Here is a 19,931-nt window from a genome sequence, read left to right on the forward strand (position 1 = left end):
CCTTTTTTCTATGCACTTTTCTTCCGTGCTCGAATATATAAAATAAAAAAGGGAGAATCCCATGAAACGAAACACATACATCGATTTCCTAGCTTATTACGGAATAGGAAGTGCTCATCCTGGTGGCTTTACGTTAACAAAACAATTGTTAGCACAACTGCCTTTTAAATATGGAGCGAATGTCCTTGAGATAGGTTGCGGTACGGGGAAAACAGCGGCGTATATGACGAGGGAATTTGGCTATAAAGTAACAACGGTTGAAAAGAATGAAATTATGATTCAAAAGGCAAAAGATAGATGGTTGTTTGAAGGGTTAGATATACAATTAATTGAAGGAAATGTAGAGAATTTACCGTGTTTGAATAACTCATTTGAGTTCGTACTTGGAGAATCAATCATCGCTTTTACAGACAAAGAAAGGGTTATCTCGGAGTGTTATCGTGTATTACAGCAGGACGGTAAGCTTGTTGTCATTGAAATGATTATTGATAGGCACATTGATAAGGGTGAGGAAGAAAAAATCGCCCAATTATATGGCATGAAAGAACTGTTAACTGAGAAGGAGTGGGTACAATTATTTCAGAAAGCAAATTTTAAAAGAATTACAATTGCGGGTGGTGGCACGATTGCAGAAACAATCTCTGGCTATGTAGAAGAGCCAGAATGGAATGTATCCTCACATATTCCGAATGAGTTATATGAGGCGTGGGCACAGCATGAAAATGTACGGCTTATGTACCAACACATTTTAGGGCATCGTATTTTTATATGTGAAAAATAAAGAAAAAGAGTTGGCTAAAGGTAGCCAACTCTTTACTATGTTAAATGAAAAATAATGCAGCTAATGTAATTCCGAAGATGAAACCAAATCCGAGTTCAACACCCCAGCCACAACCGCCGCCTCCCCAGCCGCCGCAACCACAACTACTACAACCACGACCACCACATCCGCAGCTGCTGAATCCACCACCGCATCCGAATCCACAACTATCACACCTGCTAAGGCCTCCACAAAGGTCACAACCACCGTTTGCATAAGCGTCGTAGTATCCGAACCCTGAATCAAAAGATGAGCGCTGTTGCACCGGTTCGATCCATACAGAGTTTTGTGTCACATCGATTATTTTACCTAAATGTATACGGCCATCACGGTCTTCAATCCGAACAACTTTTCCGAAATAACGTTGGCATGTATCATAACATTTTTGTCTATGCATATTCTTTCCTCCTTCCGCATTACAGTAATACGATATGTAAGGGGGACAAGTGCGGCTTGTACGAATGCCCTATCTATCATAATTGTTATAGGAAAGGGGAAATATAAGAAGAGGATATATAAGGAGGAAAAGGCATGAAATCTACAGATCAGTTTCAGACATACGAAGTACCATGGGAAGATTTTATTGAAGCGTTACGAGAGGAAATGAAGAAGCAAGTAGGGACAGATATTATTGATACAGTAGTTTGCAATTTAGAAGATGGTTTTGAAGTGTATACATATGTGCAGGGGGATTTAGATTTTGAATATAAGGAAGCGCTTGAGAGAAAATACGGAAGTGATGCGAAGACACCTAATGTGTTAACGATAATGTTATTAGCTAGTATTTATAATACAAGTGAAGAGAATATACGCTTGCATGCGGATAATAAAGAGAATCCGATTGTTGAAGTGTATGTAAAGCAATGAAACACGCTGTGGAAGGCGTGTTTTTTATTTGTATGATAAAATGTTAGAAAATTGAGAAAGAAGGTGAAGGATTGGGAATTAAACATCTTAATTTAACAGTTACAGATGTAACAGCAGCTAGAGAGTTTTTAGAGAAGTATTTTGGTCTAATTTGTAGTGGAACAAGAGGGAATGCCTTTGCAGTTATGCGTGATAATGATGGATTTATACTAACTTTAATGAAAGGAAAAGAAGTTCAGTATCCAAAAACATTTCATGTAGGATTTCCACAAGAAAGTGAAGAACAAGTAGATAAGATAAATCGAAGATTGAAGGAAGATGGATTTTTGGTCGAGCCTCCTAAGCATGCCCATGCGTATACGTTTTACGTTGAAGCACCTGGTGGATTTACAATAGAAGTGATGTGTTAAGTCAAAAATCAAACTTTTTGTTATGTGTTTTTAAAATAAAAAGTAGGAAAATTCTGTTTTAAGTGTGGAGCTTAAAACAGAATTTTTTACTTATAGTATGGGATAGAAAACGCTAGAAGGAATAATATTCAGTTCTTATAACTGTTTACATAATAAAATTATGCTGGGTTCGTTGTCCTAAAATACAAGTCATATATCTTGTTTCCTCTCATAAATTTAAACATAGGAATTTGTCTACAAAGGTGGCGAAGCCTCATCATGAAAATCCGAATTTGTGCCACGTTCATGTTGTTTCTATTTATATGTTTACCTTTATCAGCTTTTGCAAAAGGAGAGGAGGCAAAGGAAAGGGTCGTTTCACTTGTATATGACGATTCGGGCAGCATGAGAAATAACGATCGCTGGAAATATGCCAATTATGCTTTGCAAAGTTTAGTTGCGCTATTGGATGAAAAAGATAAATTTTCTTACGTTCCAATGAGTAAGCCGAATGAGCCATTAAACATTTCGTTAACGAAGGATAAAAGGCAAACAGAAATTGAGGGAATTGGAGCATGGAAAACGTATTTAAATACTCCATTTAGCGCGGTAGAAACGGCGATGCAATCTATAAAAAAGGAAGCAGATATAGATGGAAAACGTGAATTTTGGCTTATTGTATTAACTGACGGGGCATTTAATGATTTAGAGAAAGATAAGGTTGGCGGAAAAGAACAAATTTTGCGGAAATTAGCCCAGTTTAAGAAAGAAATGGATGCAAAAAAGATATCGTTACATCCAGTCTTAATTACGATGGAAGAAGATTTAGGACAACAAGAAAAAGAACAACTAAATACGTTCAAGGAAATATGGAAGAAAGAGATAAATGGTGTTACGATGCCGTCAAGCGGAGAAGATGGCATTGTAAAAAGTGTAAATCAAGTGGCAGCATTAGTTGCAAATCGTGATCCATTCTCCTCTGTTGAATCGATTGTAAAAACGAAAGTAGTGGGGAAAAGAGTAGAGATTACAACACCGTTTCCGTTAAAGCGTATGACGCTTGTACGACAATCGCCTTCTCTGCCCGATTATCAGGTCACACAAATTTCTAAACCATTACAATTGCAATCTTCTTTTTCCATACATGCACCAGGAGAAGCAAAATTGTTCGGAAATATAGTTCATATAAGTACGGAAAATGAGGAAGTTATTAAACCAGGAACTTATACGATAGAAGTGGACCAGGACATTGAGAAAGAAGGACTACAAGTACTAGTTGAACCAGCGCTTAATTATACGGTTTCTACTTATGCCAAAGATGATAGTAGTCAAAAAAATGTAGAGAAAATGTATGAAGGTGTTACTGCTGTTATTGAAGCAAAGCCTACGGAGTTGCCAGTTCAGTCTTCTTACTTTCAGGCAGAATTAGAAATAGAAGGAAAACAGTACCCGATGAAGTGGGACGATAAAAGGCATGTGTTTTATTACGAAACGAAGCTTGGTAAAGGGTTAGTACGCGGGAAAGTTCATATGAACATAAAGGGATTTTACAGACAGACGAAAGAATTTAAAATCGAAGTAACGGAAAAACCAAAATTATCACTACAAACGATTACGAAAGATTATGAAGAAAAAGTAACAAATTTAGAGAATAGTAAACCGTTTATTATACAACCACAGTTAGATGGTAAGCCGATGACAGAAGAGGCTGTAAAGAAACTATTAAAATCTACTGGTGTCACATCTAAACAATCAATCAACTATGAAATAAAGCAACATGGAAATCAAATCTATGTTTATCCTCGTCCTTATTACTCCGACACATTTAATTTTACAGATACCGGCACCGTAGAAGCTACCATCGTAATGCAGGATTCAAAGTTACAAGAAGTAAAGAAAAACATAACATTCCATATTCAAGATGCTCCGTTTTATGAAAAATATGCGCTTATTTTTAAGTTTGTCATTCCTATCACTTTATTACTACTAGTAGTAGGAATCATTGTTTTAGGATGGATTGTTCGGCCAAGATTTCACCGGAAAGCACTACTGTATTATGAATGGGATCAAGAGGTAGCGAAAGATTGGCTATATCAATCTGAACCAGAATTACTTCGAAATAAATGGTGGAACCATTATTTTGGTATCCCATTTAGAGCAGAAAGAAAAACAGTGCAATCCGTTACGTTTATAGCGAAGAAAGGTTCGAAATCTGTCTTTGTAGCGAAAGAATCACAAGTAGTTGGAATGATTATTGATGGGATGTTTATAACAAAAGATGAAGTAGGACTGGAACATAAGACACTATATCCAAATGAACTTTTACTAATTGATAGAGGATATGGTAAGGAGATTTACAAGTACGAATGTGAATAGTAGATAGGGAAAAGAAGGGGATGGAGTATGGATTCTCTTTCCCTTTTTTCAAACAAGCAAGAATAGGAAGGTGGTTCACATGACATTACAAGTTCCAACAATATTAATTGGTTTAGGTGGAATCGGTAGTACTGTGACGCATCAAATATATGAAAAATTACCTGAAGAGCGCCGGAAAAAGGTAGCAATGCATGTATTTGATACAGATGTGAATACATTGAGTAAATTTGATCATATTCGAAAGTTTAAGACACAAACGAGTTCTAGTAAAACGCCCAGGGAGTATATTGCAGGAGATCCAACAATCCCAGAGTGGTTTCCGATGGATCCGACTATACTTGATAAACCATTAACAGAAGGAGCAGGACAGTTACGCGTCATTTCACGTTTAGCGTTACGTGCTGCGATGAAAGAAGATAAATTAACGTCCTTTTGGCAAGAAATTGAGAAAATTTTTCCGGTTACAAGTGATCAAACAGAATATGGTGTGCGTGTCATTATAGTAACATCACTAGCAGGCGGAACAGGTTCGGGGATGTTTCTGCAAATTGCATTATATTTACGTGAAATGCTTCGGAAGAAATTGCAGCATCATAACATTTTAATACGCGGTGCATTTTTAATGCCGGATGTTTTAGTAAAGACGAGAACAGTTAGTGCGAAAGAGTTTGAAACGGTGCAAGCGAACGGCTATGCATCGTTAAAAGAATTACATGCTATTACGCTCGGTTCTACTGGAGAATTATCAAAACGCGGCGGTGTAACAATTGAATTAGAGTATCGCCCTGATCAAGTAGATGAAGACGGAAGAACGAATCATACAATTAAACAACATCATTTACCGTACAATTATTGTTTCTTATACGATTATGAAAACCTACATGGACACCATTTACACAATTTATCAGATTATATGGAACAGATGGCAAATACAATTTATTTACAGTTATTTAGCCCGATGTCCACAAGTCATTTTGCACAAGAAGACAATCAAATTCAGCAATTAGCAGAATCAAGCGGAAAAGGACGATATTGCGGGGCAGGAACGGCAAAACTCATTTATCCGTATGAGCATGTGTTAAAATATTGTGCTTTAAAATGGGCTGTGCAAGGTTTAGATGAATCGTGGCTTCATTTAGATCAACTGTTTCAAGAGAAGAAGCAAAGATATGACCAAGATGTAAAACGTGGGATGCAGCGTGAAAAGCCGGAGAGAGGTAAAAGTTATTTAGAGGACTTGGAACATCTTGCTACCCGTCCAGAGCAAGCTCATATTTTCTATAGACAAATGTACAATGAAACACGTGAAGGAGCAGAGGGTGGTAAGCTCGGAGTTGCGAAATCAAAACTGTTTTTAGAAGCTGTAGAAAGTTATGTACAACGAACGGTGCAAAAAGATGAGGAATTAAATCGTTTGCAACATGAGTGTAAAATTTCAGCTGCGAAACTGAAAATGATGGAACAAATGAAAGGTGAAGTGGCAAGAGTGGATCATGCGGTTCGCTTATATGCATATGCGATTCCGAGCCGTGTACATGAACATGTAACGACACTTTTATATGACATGATTGAATCAGACCGCTTTTCACCAAGTGGTTCTGAAGGGCAGTCCTATCAATTAAATACATGGTTTTTAAAGAAAACAGATCCAGTTCATCCAGTAGCAGCACGTTTTATGTTATATGAAATTCGAAAACAGTTAGTGGAAAAAATGAATCGATTACATGAAAATAATGAACAAAAGCGTAATGTAATTCAAAACTACGATAAAAAATTTAATGTAGGTAATATCGATGGCACGGTAACGGCTGTACGCCGAGTAGAAATTGCTCAACAACAAGGCTGGTTTGGAAAAATGATTAATAATCAGCAACGTTTATTCAAAAGAGAATTTGAAGACATCGTAACGCAATATGTACACAAATTAAATGAATATCGAAAAGAAATGCTATTAGAACTTGTATATCAATCGCTATATCAAGCAGTTAATAAAATGATTCAATATTGGGAAAGGTTTTTTGATAATTTACATGAAACACATGAAAATTTATTATTTGAAATCCAAAAGCGCAGTAAGGAATTTGAAGGAAAAACAAACCCGACGAATGTATATGTATTAGCTGAGGAACAGCTGCAAGAAAAGATATGGCAAGATATGCAGCAACATTTAAATTTAGGTGTACTGCCGAAAGATATATCAGCGGAAATTTATATGAGTTTGTACGGGGAATATTGTCGTGATGCGAAAACAGAAGAGATTCAGTCGAAAAAGGTAGAGGATTTCTATCGCGAACATATACTGAGCTATTGTTATGACGAACTGCAAGTACGCTATCGTGATAAATTAGAATTGAATATTATTGAAGCGTTGCGAAAAGAAGCAGATTATAAGAAACGTGATCGCGATGAATACGTGCGTGAAAAAATTGAAGACCTGTTCCATTTAGCAAGTCCGTTCATTCCGAAAGTTGCTCATCATAGGGAATTACAATATTGGGGTATACATCCTTCTTTAAAGAAAGAGCTGCAAGAGGAATTAATTCAAGAAATGTTTAAAGAAAAAGATACAGTACATGAAGCCTTTTCGCCATTTGAAGTGATCTGTTATCGAGCGCATTACGGCTTATCGCTGCAGGACTTTCCTAAATTATCATCAGGACATATTTCAAACGGATTTATGAATGATAAAGGTGACTATTTCCAATCGTATTATCGCCGTGTAAACAAATTAAATAGTAAAAAATCTAGTTTAACGCCGCATTTAGATAAGTATTGGCACTTACCAGCCTTTATGCCAGATTTAAACGCGACTCAAACAAAATTAGATTATGATAAATGTAATCGTGCATTACTATACGCATATATGTATCGCTGGATTAGTTTAGTTGCTGTTGATGGACAGTTTGTGTATCAATATAACGGTGTGGGACGTAGCTTTTTAATTCAGTCGATGGGAAAAAATATTTCAAGCGAAAGTTATAAATTACACAGAGCATTGCTTCATAATCCGTTTATTTATGAAAACATCTTGTCACGATTTGAAGAAGAGCAAGAAAAGGCGATGATACAAGGTGGACATTTATATACACATCCGTTCGTATTAGGAGCCCAAGATGTAAGATGGCTTAGAAAAGAACATGTCCACAATCTTTTAGACATGATTTTAATGTATGACCGTGAAGCGAAGTATGATCCGACGTTAGAAGAAACATCAGATGAATTATTAAGACTATTCCTTGATGAAATCGAGTTGTATTTCCAGAACTATTACGGCACAGGTGCTGATATGGTTGCAAAGAAAGAGAAAGAAATGTTTATTAAACAATTGTGGGATCGCTCGCATGCGAAAGGATATGTAGATCCAAATAGCGCTCCGTATAAAAAATGGCAAAATTTATTAAGTATTCAAGATGAAGAAGAAACGCCAAAAACGAATGTATAGTGAATGAAAAGGGAATCCTTAAAAGTGGCAATACAACTTTAGAAAAGAGGGATTCTGATGCCGTTTTTAGGAAGTGTATATCAAATATTTGGGTTATATCCGGAACTTTATTATGGGATGATTTCAGCAGAGTTGCAAGAGGAAGCTCAGAAGGAGCATCTTGAAAATAGTAGTGCAGAAGCTGAAGTGGAAGAATAAAAAAAGTGCAGATGAAAATCTGCACTTTTTTGTTAGTATTAAAATGGTGAAATAACCTCAAGTGAATTATTATTTTTGAATAATAATTCATTTGAGGTTATTATGATTTTCATTACATTGTATGTAATGAAAATTGTATGAAAATCAATGTAATAAAATGCATATGAATATTAAGGTGGAAAACAACAATGTTTTTGAGAAAATAATTATGTATAAAAATAACATTTGATACATAATCAGCCGATTATTTTTGAGTGATTTATTATTGACAATATAATTAATTGTATGATAAATTCAATCAGCATTCTTAATGGTTTTTTGGTATGGTTAATATTTTGAAAATTCAATACGGTATAAAGAGATTGATTTTTCTGTTTTTATTGAGACGGGTTACTAAGTCTATAGGGGAAGTGAACTATGTATATTTTTATTTTTAAAATAGAACAGTAATAAAGAATGTAACAAGTAAGAGATAAACTTGAAAAAGAGGTTTCAAAGAATGAGTCTTTTCATAAAGAAAGCAATGGATGAAGAAAAGAAAAAAGTATTGAATCAAACTTTAGGAGCGATTGATTTAACTCTTTTAGGTATTGGAGCAATTATTGGTACAGGTATTTTCGTATTAACTGGTATTGTAGCAGCGAAACATGCTGGTCCGGCGATTGTATTATCTTTTGTATTAGCGGCAATTATATGTGCATGTGTAGCTTTCTGTTATGCTGAATTTGCATCTACAGTTCCAGTTTCGGGAAGTGTATATTCATATACATATATGACACTAGGTGAGATTTTTGCATTTATAGTTGGCTGGTGTGTTATGCTGGAGTATTTATTAGCGACTTCTGCGGTTGCAGCAGGCTGGTCAGCATATTTTCAGTCATTGCTACTAGGTTTTAATATTCACATTCCTACGGTTTTTGCTTCGGCACCAGGAATGGGGAAGGGTGGAATCATTGATTTACCAGCAGTTCTTATTATTTTAGTTGTTACATTTTTATTAAGCCGTGGTGCAAAAGAAAGTGCACGAATTAATAATATAATGGTTATTATTAAACTGGCTGTTATTGTAGGATTTATTGTTGTAGGGACACAATATGTAAGACCAGAGAATTGGCAACCATTTCTACCGTTTGGTTTTCACGGTGTTGTAGGGGGCGCTGCTACTGTATTTTTTGCTTTTTTAGGATTTGATGCAGTTGCAACAGCCGCAGAGGAAGTGAAGCGTCCACAACGTAACGTGCCAATTGGGCTACTTGTTTCCTTGTTCATTTGTACCGTTCTATATGTAGGTGTTTCATTCGTGCTAACTGGAATGGTTCCGTTTATGGAATTAAATGTTGCTGATCCGGTTGCATATGCGTTGCGCACTGTAGGAGAAGATAGAATTGCTGGGTTGTTATCGGTGGGAGCGATAGCAGGGCTAACAACAGTTCTGTTAGTAGCTATGTTTGCATTTGTTCGTGTATCTTACTCGATGAGTCGAGATGGACTGTTACCAAAAAGACTTTCAAGTGTCCATAAACGTTTACAAACTCCATTTTTTAGTACGTGGGTTACAGGTATACTAGCAGCTTTATTAGCGGGATTAGTGGATTTGAATTTATTAGCTAATTTAGTGAATATGGGAACGATAACAGCATTTGTGTTTGTATCTATAGCTGTCATTGTATTAAGAAAGACACATCCTAATATGAAGAGGCCATTCCGTGCCCCTCTAGTACCTTTTTTACCTATCGTTTCAATAGTAAGTTGTATATATTTGGCATTGAACCTTTCTAAGCTTACTTTAATTAGTTTTGTGGCATGGATTATAATAGGGGTTTTCATATATTTTGTATATGCTAAAAAACATAGTAATGTTAGAAATAGAAATAAAGTATAGTCCATTGAAATAATACTTGTAATGGAAATGAAAACACGCTACTTATTCATATAAGAACAAGTAGCGTGTTTTTTCTATTTAATAATCCCATTTTCTAAAATTTTAATAGTTGGTGCCACTTTCACATTAGCTTTTGAAAAGGCACTCGGCCAATCATCTTCGACTTGTTTCCATTCTTTATATTGAAACGCTCTCGCATAATCACCAAATCCGAATGGATCAAGTTGCTGTTTTTGAATGTTGTGGATTAAATTGTTCAAATCTTTGTTTAGTTGTTTTGTAATAAGAGAAGTTAATTTCTTTCTATCTTTGTCTATATCCATATTGAATGTAAGTTCAGAGACAGCAATTTTCAAATCCATTTTAACATGAAATTTGAAGTGGTTATCGCTATAATCTGTATGGATATCACGATCCATGCTAAGAACATTTATTGTTACGAAATCGCCGCCATCGGTATCTTTTAAATCACTATTACTTTCAACTGAAGTAGAAGGGATTTTCAATGTAAGCGAAACCGGTGTATTCGCTTTCTTTTGTAACAAAAGAAGAAGGGCGCTTTCATAACGATTTAATGACATTTTATAAATTCCGCGAGAAGTTAATAGCGCGGAACCAGTAACGATAACATCCTTTTTACCTTTTTTTATTTCTGAAATAGCAGGTGTTATACCTTTATTAAACGTTTGCCTGTGAAATTCATGGAATGTCGTAAAAACGGTCCGATTGTACAGTTTGTTCGTATTAATTAAATCTGTTAAATACTCGGGAAGGGCAGGCTTATCTTTAAAGTTATTATATATAACTGAAGAAATTGGACCGTCTACTGCAACCATGCGCATGTTTCCAGTGTTTTTAGGATCACGATACCAAACATCAAGGTAAGGCATAGCCCCTTCTTGTTTTAAAAAATTTGTGCTAAATAAAATGAGCTGTAACTTTTCTGTAGATACTAAACCGCCACTTGAACTATTAAACGTTGCTTTTGCTTCTCGAGGTGTACGTACTTTAGCTTCATGTGTTTCGTACTTTTTTTCTACGTCTTCATTAAAAATAGGATTTACGTGGTACACAATTAATTTTCCTTTTGCTTTTGCATCAAAGCCGTAAATTAATGAAATCGATTGTTTTTCTAAGTCGAGTCGATCTCCACAGCCTGTTAAAAAGGTTATGAGAAAGTAAAGTATAGTGAAATGAATAAAGCGCCTCATTTAAACTCTTCTCCTTTTCCAATGCTGATAAAGTGTCATGTATAAGAGAAATACGACCGGGAATAGAAAAACGATAAAATAACTTGCAGTTCCCCAAAATTCTCGCAACGCACTTATTTGGTAAGAGGAAGGGATATAAAAGAATAAGATGAAGATACACCCGAATAATAAACCATAAATAGGTAATGAACTCCTTTTTTTGTTAAGTAATTGATTGATTCCATCTGAAGCAGTAAAAATATAAGGAATGCAAGAATCAAAAATAATAAAGAGATAAAATGACAAAAAGATAATTTCAAATCGCTCAAGAAATGAGAAGTGAAATGGTGTAACGAGAGAAAGGGTAGGCCATAAAAACTTAGTTATACCATCTGGGCTAAAATAAAGGAAAGAAACGAACGTCACTTGCAGGTAAACGAATAAAGTAATCATATTTGCAATAACAATCCCTTTTTTTGCAGATGATTTATTACTGAGGTAAGGATAAAGGACGAATGCAAACTCAAATCCGAGAAAGGCAATAATAGTTGATTTTACTGTGTTGAAAACTGGTATCCATCCCTCTTTAAGGAGAGGAAGAAGATAGATCCAATGCCCATCTTTAAGTGGGATAAATAATAGTAATGGCATCCAGAGTGTAAATAAGACAGTAAAAACAGCATAGCGGCTAATAATAAGAACACCTTTACATGCGAGCATTACCATTGGAATAGATAATAGCATCATGATTAAAAACATTGGAGATCTAGGCAAAATCCAAATGTGAATAACGTATAAGAGGGAAAAAATTAAAGAAACCGCTGCAAGAACAGCATATAAAATCCAAAAAATCATTCCTACTCTTCCTAACCATTTTCCAAGATAACGAGTTAGCACATCAAGTAAATGGTAACCAGGATGCTTCTCCATGATTTTTACAATACATAGACTGACTAAAGTAGTGATAGCGCATCCTATAATAATAGACATCCAGCCATCTGTATTCGCCCCTTGGGCCACTTCACGTGGCAGTGTAAGTACACCGAATCCTACTTGAACACCACTAATCGTTAAAATGTATTGAAATAAACTAATCTCCCTCTTTACACGCTTTGTCACTTATCTTCCTCCTTTTCTTCTATATCCGGTTGTCGATTTTCTTGTTTTAAGTTAAGGGATAGTGGTCGTTTCTTCATTAGTTTCCATGGCAAACGCACAAGAACGTCTTTTAAATCCGTAGCAAATGATGGAGAAAAAGGACTACCGTAAGGAACACCAAGTGAGTCCATAGAAAGAATATGGATGATGATAACTGACATTCCAACCATAATTCCAATGACTCCGAATAAAGAAGCGATTATCATCATTGGAAAGCGAAGAATCCGAACTCCTGCTGACATTTCCAGATTGGGAATGATAAAAGAAGCGACTGCGGTAATAGATACGACGATAACCATAACATTACTTACGATTCCTGCTTGAACTGCAGCTTGTCCAATGACAATCCCTCCTACGACGCCAATTGTTTGTCCGACGGGACCGGGAAGTCGAACTGCAGCTTCGCGTAGCATTTCAAGTACTAATTCCATCAAAAGTGCTTCTAATATAGGCGGAAAAGGAATTTTGGCTCGAGATTCTCCAATTGTTAACAATAATTTAAGTGGAATTACTTCATAATGAAAGGAAATCATAGCAATATAAAGAGCAGGAGCAAATATTGCAATAAATAGTCCAGTGAAACGAAGGAGTCGTATAAAAGATGGAATCATAGGTCTGAAGCTGTAATCATCTATCGTCTGAAAAAAGAATGAAAAGGTCATAGGTCCTATTAATACGCCTGGTGAGCGATCTACAATAACGGCAATTCGCCCATCTAGAATATGATGTGCTGTTGTGTCAGGACGTTCAGTTATTGATAATTGCGGAAAGAGAGTAAAGGAATTATCTTCAACAAATCCTTCTAATTCACCAGTAGTAAGAATCGCATCAACTTTTACTGACTCGATACGGGATGCCATTTCTTTTACGACATTTTCGTTCGCAACATCTGCTAGATAAAGCAAAAAAACCTTTGAAGTAGCTCGTTCACCAACAGTGAATTCCTTCACTTTCAATTCGCGATTTGGAATATATCGACGAATAAGTGCAAGGCTGTCGCTCGCTACCTCATTAAATCCTTCGTGTGAGCTTTTTATGGAGCTCTCTGTTGTAGGTTCTTCAATGCTCCTTTTTGGTGCCGCTTGCGTATCAAGCTCTAAAGCGGATAGTTGCCCGTTTATAAATAAAATACTTTTGCCGTGTAAAAGAGATTGTTCAATGTCTGTCCACTGTTGAACTTTTTTAATATTTCCGATAGAAACAGAGGCTTCCCAAAAATCGTCTTCATTCCACTCTTTAAATAAGAGAGGACGAAGAATGTTTACGTTAATAACAGTTTTGTCTACAAGTCCTTCCATATATATAAGTGCAGCTTCCTGTCCGTTTTTTAATGGAAAAGTGCGTGTTATTAATTCTGGAATACCGCTAAACAGTTTGGACAAGTGCTTTAAATTAAGGGAAAGGGAAGAAGAGATAGATTTATTTAATGTGTGATTAGCTTGCTCTTGGGTAGAAAAAGATTTTTCACCACGAATCCATTTATTAAAAGACCCCATTTGTTCGCTTACTCCTTGTTATGTTTTATATGGATTATTATGGATAGTTACAAGCTGACATATGCGTAGTTTAAATTTTATATTGTATATTTTTAACTTTAACGCTATAATTATAGTGTTAAAGATGGAATCGTGATATGACCTGTTATGAATCTATCGTTTTATTTATGAATAAATGGATTGGTATTTTAGCAAGATGTGCTAATAAACTACTCCACCATGATGATAGCGTGCCAAAAATGTGGTGCGTATATTTTCGTGGTGGAGTTTTTTTATTCTCAAAAAGGGGGAAAGACCATGAATGACAACATGGTTCATATTACAATTGACGGAAAAAAGTATACAGCGGAGCCTGGTTCGACGATATTGGGTGTTATTAATGAAAACGGGATTGAACATCCGCAAATTTGTTACGTGCCAGAAGTAGATCCTATTCAAACATGTGACACTTGTATTGTAGAAGTTGACGGAAAGTTAATGCGTTCTTGTTCGACGATAGCAACGGAAGGTATGAACATTGAACGTGCTTCTGTTCGCGCAAAAGAAGCACAAACAGAGGCGATGGATCGGTTACTAGAAAATCATTTATTATACTGTACAGTATGTGACAACAACAATGGGAACTGTAAACTGCATAATACAGCAGAATTAATGGAAATCGAACATCAAAAATATCCGTATGAACCGAAAGTAGATGTAAGTGAAGTTGATATGACGCATCCGTTTTATCGCTATGATCCTAATCAATGTATTGCATGCGGTCAATGCGTTGAGGTGTGTCAAAACTTACAAGTAAATGAAACGTTATCGATAGACTGGGAAGCGGAACGCCCACGAGTTATTTGGGATAAAGGAGTAAATATTAATGATTCTTCATGCGTTAGCTGTGGTCAATGTGTAACGATTTGTCCTTGTAACGCTTTAATGGAGAAAACGATGCTCGGTGAAGCTGGATTTATGACGGGATTAAAACCAGATATTCTTGAACCGATGGTAGATTTAATTAAAGAAGTTGAGCCTGGGTATAGCGGTATTTTTGCGGTATCAGAAGTGGAAGCGGCCATGCGTGATACTCGTACGAAGAAAACGAAAACAGTATGTACATTTTGTGGTGTAGGTTGTTCGTTTGAAGTGTGGACGAAGGGGCGTAAAATCCTTAAAGTACAGCCATCTTCAGATGCACCAGTTAATGCAATTTCCACTTGTGTAAAAGGGAAATTTGGTTGGGATTTCGTAAATTCTAAAGAACGAATAACAAAACCTTTAATTCGTAAAAATGGAACGTTTGTTGAATCTACATGGGAAGAAGCACTGAATGTAGTTGCAAATAAATTAGGCGCTATTAAAGAAGAGTACGGTAAAGGTTCTATTGGATTTATTTCTTCCTCTAAAATTACAAATGAAGACAATTATGTAATTCAAAAATTAGCTCGACAAGTATTTGGAACGAATAATATTGATAACTGCTCACGTTATTGCCAATCACCAGCAACGGATGGTTTGTTCCGTACAATTGGTATGGGCGGTGATGCCGGAACGATTAAAGATATTGCGCAATCTGGTCTTGTTATTATTGTGGGATGTAATCCGACAGAAGGTCATCCTGTTCTAGCTACACGTATTAAACGTGCACATAAATTACACGGACAAAAGTTAATTGTAGCTGATCTTCGTAAAACCGAAATGGCAGAGCGATCAGATGTCTTTATTAGTCCAAAACAAGGAACAGATCAAGTATGGTTAATGGCTGTTACGAAATATATGATCGATCAAGGTTGGCATGATCAGGAATTTATTAATGAGAATGTAAACTTCTTTGAAGATTTCAAAGAGAGCCTAGAAGAATATACACTTGAATATGCAGAAGAAGTAACAGGTATTTCAAAAGAAACACTTATTCAAATGGCTGAAATGATTCGTGATGCAGATGGTACATGTATCCTTTGGGGTATGGGGGTAACGCAAAATACAGGTGGTTCTGATACTTCCGCTGCAATTTCAAACTTACTTCTTGCAACAGGGAACTATCGTCGTCCAGGAGCAGGTGCATACCCACTTCGAGGTCACAATAACGTACAAGGTGCTTGTGATATGGGTACTTTACCAGGATGGCTTCCAGGATATCAGCACGTTACTAACGAAATGGAACGTGTGAAATTTGAAACTGCTTACGGAGTGAAAATTGATAGTGAACCAGGTCTTAATAATATTGAAATGCTTCACGCAATTGACGAAGGAAAAATGAAAGCAATGTATCTTGTCGGAGAAGATATGGCTCTTGTAGATTCTAATGCAAATCATGTACATGAAGTGTTATCTAGCCTTGATTTCTTCGTTGTGCAAGATGTTTTCCTTTCTAAAACTGCTCAATATGCAGATGTTGTATTACCAGCAGCGCCATCTCTTGAGAAAGAAGGTACTTTCACAAATACAGAGCGCCGTGTCCAAAGATTATATCAAGTGCTTCCTACGCTAGGAGATGCGAAACCAGACTGGTGGATCGTCCAGGAGGTTGCGAATAAACTAGGGGCAAACTGGAATTATAGCCACCCAAGTGAAATCTTTGCTGAAATGGCAAGTTTATCACCATTATTCTCGCAAGCGAACTATGAAGTGCTTGAAGGATGGAACAGTTTCCATTGGGGAAGTTTTGATGGAACAAATACACCACTTCTGTTCCAAGATGGATTTAACTTCCCAGATAAAAAAGCTCGTTTTGCGATTGCTGACTGGGTACGTCCAGCTGAATTTCCAGCTGAGTTCGACCTTCACATTAACAACGGTCGTATGCTTGAGCATTTCCATGAAGGGAATATGACAAATAAATCAACAGGTATTCAAACGAAAGTACCTGGTGTTTTCGTTGAAATCTCTCCAGACCTTGCAAAAGAACGTGGCGTAAAAACAGGTTCGTTAGTTCGTCTTGTCTCTCCTTTTGGAGCATTAAAATTACGTGCACTCGTTACAGATCGTGTAAAAGCGAATGAGTTATATTTACCGATGAACTCTACAGATAACGAAACGGCAATTAATTTCTTAACAGGTCCTGCTGTGGATGTACGTACGAATACACCTGCGTATAAACAAACGAAAGTACGTATGGAAGTGTTAGAAGTTGACGGCGAAAATCCGATGCCAAAAGCGAACCCACGCAATAAAAAACGTCACCCTCAAGCTGGCATTGAGGTACATCGTAAGTGGGCACGTCCAGGGTATGTGCATTTAACGGATAAGTAGGAGGAGAAAACTATGGCTGCACCTATAAAAATGATTCAAAAACAAGAATTAACTGAGGAAGAAATAAAACAGCAAAAGTTAGATGATTTAAAAGAGCTTCTAACTAATAATGAGGAAGCTCTAAATCAGATGTTTAATATAGTAGGAGAATTAAATGACATTGGAATGCTAGAAGCTGCAAATTCAATGTTAAAAGCGAAAGAACCAATTGCGAAAATTGTTCTAGGTCAAGTAACTCGTGAGCCTGTTACAAATTTAATTAATAATATGATGGGTGCTGCAGGTGCGTTAACTGAACTTGACCCAGAACTTACGAAAAAGCTTATAGGTAGTTTATTAGTCGGACTAGAAGAAGGTAATGAACATCTAGAAAGTAATAAAAAAGTAGGGGTATTCGATCTTATGAAAGTATTGAAAGACCCAGATATTAACCGTGCTATCGGGTTTGGGCTTCATTTCTTAAAAGGTATGGGGAAAGGGTTAAAAGACGAATAAACTTCATGAAGTGAACCTTTCTGCCCAAATATTTGTACGAAATAGTTTGGGCGGAAGGCTCATTTTGGTAAAATATATAATAAAGTAAAATGAGGCTTTTGGGAGGTATAATTGTATGTCAAAAAAAGTACATGAATTTAATGATATGATACGAAAACTTCGAAAGGAACTTTTCGGAAAAGGACCAGAACGAATTCATACTGTTTTTGCGGAAAATATGGCTATAGCGACTCTTTATGGAAACTTAACACCTACTGAAAAATTTATTTCAAGTACGATGGACGGTGCGGAAATGGTTCATATGGCTAGAACGAAAATGATTCAAGAAGTGTATGCTGTGAATTCACGTGAACATTTGGAGGAACTTGTTGGAGCGAAATTAGTGAATTTGTTTTCAGATATGAAAGTAGAAGAAGATATTGCAGTTTCTGTATTTGTTTTTGATAAAAATATAACGTGAGAGAAGGATACTGATCGTGAAACCGATACAGGTAGAAAGAGAAATCTTTCGTTATGAACAAGGAGCATTTAAACATATAGAGGACAGCATTGTAACAGAGTTTCCTGTCACCATTAAAATGAACGGACAGGAGTTTGTTACAATGGTTAGTACTCCAGAATATATAGAAGATATGGTAATAGGCTTCTTAGCGTCTGAAGGAATCATTCGGAAGTATGAAGATATTGATAGTGTATGGGTGCAGGAGAAAGAAGGATTTGTGCATGTAACAACGACAAAAGTAAATCCGTATTATGAACAAATGCAAAATAAACGCTATATTACGTCTTGTTGTGGTATGAGTAGGCAAGGGTTTGTTTTTGCAAATGATGCACTAAGTGCAAAAAAAATGAAGGGTGTCCATGTACAGGTTGCTGCAGAGGATTGTTTTCGGTTAATGAAAGAAATGCAGCAATCTGCGGATACGTTTCATCATACTGGTGGGGTTCATAATGCAGCTTTATGTGATGTGAATGGTATTATTTTAAGTCGAATGGATATTGGTAGGCATAATGCATTAGACAAAATTTACGGTTATTGTTTAAGAAACGATATTTCTATAAAAGATAAAATCATTGTTTTTAGTGGTCGTATTTCTTCGGAAATATTATTGAAAGTTGCAAAAATCGGTTGTGAAATTATACTATCAAAATCAGCTCCAACTGAGTTAGCTTTGCAACTAGCGGAAGATTTAGGTATTACGACAATAGGATTTATTCGTAATCACTCCTTAAATGTATATACCCATCCAGAACGTGTTTTAAATATAAAATAAAAGTGAGGCAATGAAGATGAAATCAGTTACATTAGACAAGTTGCAACGTCCGTTAAAGGATTTACGTATTTCAGTTACTGATCGCTGTAATTTTCGCTGTCGATATTGTATGCCAGAAGAAATATTTGGTCCTGATTACTCGTTTTTGTCTAATGATAAAATTTTATCTTTTGATGAAATTGAAAGGATAACACGTATTTTCGTTTCTTTAGGTGTGAGAAAATTACGGATTACGGGCGGAGAACCGTTACTTCGAAGAGGGCTTCCAAAGCTTATTGAGCGCCTTAATAAAATTGATGGTGTAGAAGATATCGGTTTAACAACCAATGGATCGTTACTTAAAAAGTTTGCTCCTGATTTATATAAGGCGGGACTATCACGTGTAACAGTTAGCTTAGATTCCTTAGAAGAAGAGCGGTTTTTCTATTTAAATGGTAATAGGAGCAAAGTGCAAAGGGTTCTGGAAGGAATACAGGCTGCAGCTGAAGTTGGAATGAAAATTAAAATAAACATGGTCGTTCAAAAGGGAAAAAACGAACAGGACATTTTGCAGATGGCGCAATATTTTAAGGAAAATAAGCATATTCTTCGTTTTATTGAGTATATGGATGTTGGAAATTATAATGGTTGGGATTTAAAAGAGGTCGTCTCTAAACAAGAAATAGTAGATACGATTCATCAAGTTATGCCGTTAGAACGGATAGAAGCAAATTATTCTGGTGAAGTGGCTACTAGGTATCGTTATATAGGAAGCGATGAGGAAATAGGTATTATTTCATCAGTAACAGATTCTTTTTGCTCATCATGTACGAGAGCTCGTATTTCTGCAGAAGGAAAATTATATACTTGCTTATTTGCTTCTAAAGGAAATGATTTAAGAGAATTGCTTCGTTCTGAACATACAGATGAGGACATTACAGATGTAGTACGCGATATATGGAATAATAGGGAAGATCGTTATTCAGATGAACGCTTAAATCATACAAATAAGAAAACAATACCTAAAATTGAAATGTCACATATCGGTGGTTAATATATAAAGCTAGCTTCATAGTGAAAAATGGAAAATTTACAAGAGTTGTGGATTTTCTATTTTATAGTAAAAGT

At 36.1% G+C, this 19,931-nt stretch carries 16 protein-coding genes; 12 read left to right on the forward strand and 4 right to left on the reverse strand.

Annotated elements, in window-relative coordinates; genetic code table 11:
- The first annotated feature begins 61 nt into the window (after positions 1-61).
- A complete protein-coding gene (locus tag ACTFR8_RS14775) occupies positions 62-781 on the forward strand; it encodes a class I SAM-dependent methyltransferase (protein ID WP_065703484.1) in 720 nt (239 codons plus the stop codon).
- A gap of 40 nt (positions 782-821) precedes the next feature.
- Here the strand turns inward: ACTFR8_RS14775 and ACTFR8_RS14780 are convergent, their stop codons facing one another.
- Positions 822-1,217, reverse strand: a complete 396-nt coding sequence (locus tag ACTFR8_RS14780; RefSeq protein WP_000554977.1) for a hypothetical protein — start codon at positions 1,215-1,217, stop codon at positions 822-824.
- A gap of 134 nt (positions 1,218-1,351) precedes the next feature.
- Between ACTFR8_RS14780 and ACTFR8_RS14785 the strand changes: the two genes are divergently transcribed.
- The 6 genes from ACTFR8_RS14785 (at position 1,352) to ACTFR8_RS14810 (ending at position 9,974) form a co-directional block, all read left to right on the forward strand.
- A complete protein-coding gene (locus ACTFR8_RS14785; protein WP_000842888.1) occupies positions 1,352-1,687 on the forward strand; it encodes a hypothetical protein in 336 nt (111 codons plus the stop codon).
- A gap of 71 nt (positions 1,688-1,758) precedes the next feature.
- Positions 1,759-2,097 carry a VOC family protein gene (locus ACTFR8_RS14790; protein WP_000511519.1) on the forward strand — a complete coding sequence of 113 codons (339 nt, stop codon included), beginning with the start codon at positions 1,759-1,761 and terminating at the stop codon, positions 2,095-2,097.
- Positions 2,098-2,355: 258 nt separating this feature from the next.
- Entirely contained in the window at positions 2,356-4,452 is a 2,097-nt protein-coding gene (locus tag ACTFR8_RS14795) for a vWA domain-containing protein (protein ID WP_221825965.1), read from the forward strand.
- A gap of 79 nt (positions 4,453-4,531) precedes the next feature.
- Complete coding sequence (locus ACTFR8_RS14800; protein WP_252209660.1) at positions 4,532-7,894, forward strand: tubulin-like doman-containing protein; 3,363 nt, start codon at positions 4,532-4,534, stop codon at positions 7,892-7,894.
- A gap of 57 nt (positions 7,895-7,951) precedes the next feature.
- Positions 7,952-8,092: a hypothetical protein gene (locus tag ACTFR8_RS14805; protein ID WP_001116193.1), complete on the forward strand. Its 141-nt coding sequence runs from the start codon at positions 7,952-7,954 to the stop codon at positions 8,090-8,092.
- A gap of 499 nt (positions 8,093-8,591) precedes the next feature.
- Complete coding sequence (locus tag ACTFR8_RS14810) at positions 8,592-9,974, forward strand: APC family permease (RefSeq protein WP_044584747.1); 1,383 nt, start codon at positions 8,592-8,594, stop codon at positions 9,972-9,974.
- 74 nt (positions 9,975-10,048) lie between these two features.
- Here ACTFR8_RS14810 and gerSC read toward each other — a convergent pair whose 3' ends face one another.
- Genes gerSC through ACTFR8_RS14825 form a run of 3 tightly spaced genes read right to left on the reverse strand, consistent with a single transcriptional unit; the run spans position 10,049 to position 13,818 of the window.
- On the reverse strand, positions 10,049-11,185 hold the full coding sequence (gerSC, locus tag ACTFR8_RS14815; protein WP_098300463.1) for a spore germination protein GerSC: 1,137 nt from the start codon (positions 11,183-11,185) through the stop codon (positions 10,049-10,051).
- Positions 11,186-12,283: an endospore germination permease gene (locus ACTFR8_RS14820; protein ID WP_000167067.1), complete on the reverse strand. Its 1,098-nt coding sequence runs from the start codon at positions 12,281-12,283 to the stop codon at positions 11,186-11,188.
- Entirely contained in the window at positions 12,280-13,818 is a 1,539-nt protein-coding gene (locus tag ACTFR8_RS14825) for a spore germination protein (protein ID WP_252209659.1), read from the reverse strand. The genes ACTFR8_RS14820 and ACTFR8_RS14825 overlap by 4 nt, the downstream gene beginning before the upstream one ends.
- 297 nt (positions 13,819-14,115) lie before the next feature.
- On the opposite strand from ACTFR8_RS14825, the gene fdhF reads away from it, so the two are divergent.
- From fdhF to moaA, 5 genes are all read left to right on the forward strand, one after another.
- On the forward strand, positions 14,116-17,055 hold the full coding sequence (gene fdhF / locus ACTFR8_RS14830) for a formate dehydrogenase subunit alpha (protein WP_000999401.1): 2,940 nt from the start codon (positions 14,116-14,118) through the stop codon (positions 17,053-17,055).
- A 12-nt stretch (positions 17,056-17,067) separates the two neighbouring features.
- Complete coding sequence (locus ACTFR8_RS14835; protein WP_000729897.1) at positions 17,068-17,550, forward strand: DUF1641 domain-containing protein; 483 nt, start codon at positions 17,068-17,070, stop codon at positions 17,548-17,550.
- Positions 17,551-17,665: 115 nt separating this feature from the next.
- On the forward strand, positions 17,666-18,010 hold the full coding sequence (locus ACTFR8_RS14840) for a DUF2294 domain-containing protein (protein WP_000039583.1): 345 nt from the start codon (positions 17,666-17,668) through the stop codon (positions 18,008-18,010).
- A 16-nt stretch (positions 18,011-18,026) separates the two neighbouring features.
- Entirely contained in the window at positions 18,027-18,824 is a 798-nt protein-coding gene (gene fdhD / locus ACTFR8_RS14845) for a formate dehydrogenase accessory sulfurtransferase FdhD (protein ID WP_000802689.1), read from the forward strand.
- 16 nt (positions 18,825-18,840) lie between these two features.
- Positions 18,841-19,857 carry a GTP 3',8-cyclase MoaA gene (moaA, locus tag ACTFR8_RS14850; RefSeq protein ID WP_000844124.1) on the forward strand — a complete coding sequence of 339 codons (1,017 nt, stop codon included), beginning with the start codon at positions 18,841-18,843 and terminating at the stop codon, positions 19,855-19,857.
- Positions 19,858-19,931 lie beyond the last annotated feature (74 nt).

The organism is Bacillus cereus group sp. MYBK15-3, assembly GCF_051916765.1.
GTDB classification, from domain to species: domain Bacteria; phylum Bacillota; class Bacilli; order Bacillales; family Bacillaceae_G; genus Bacillus_A; species Bacillus_A cereus.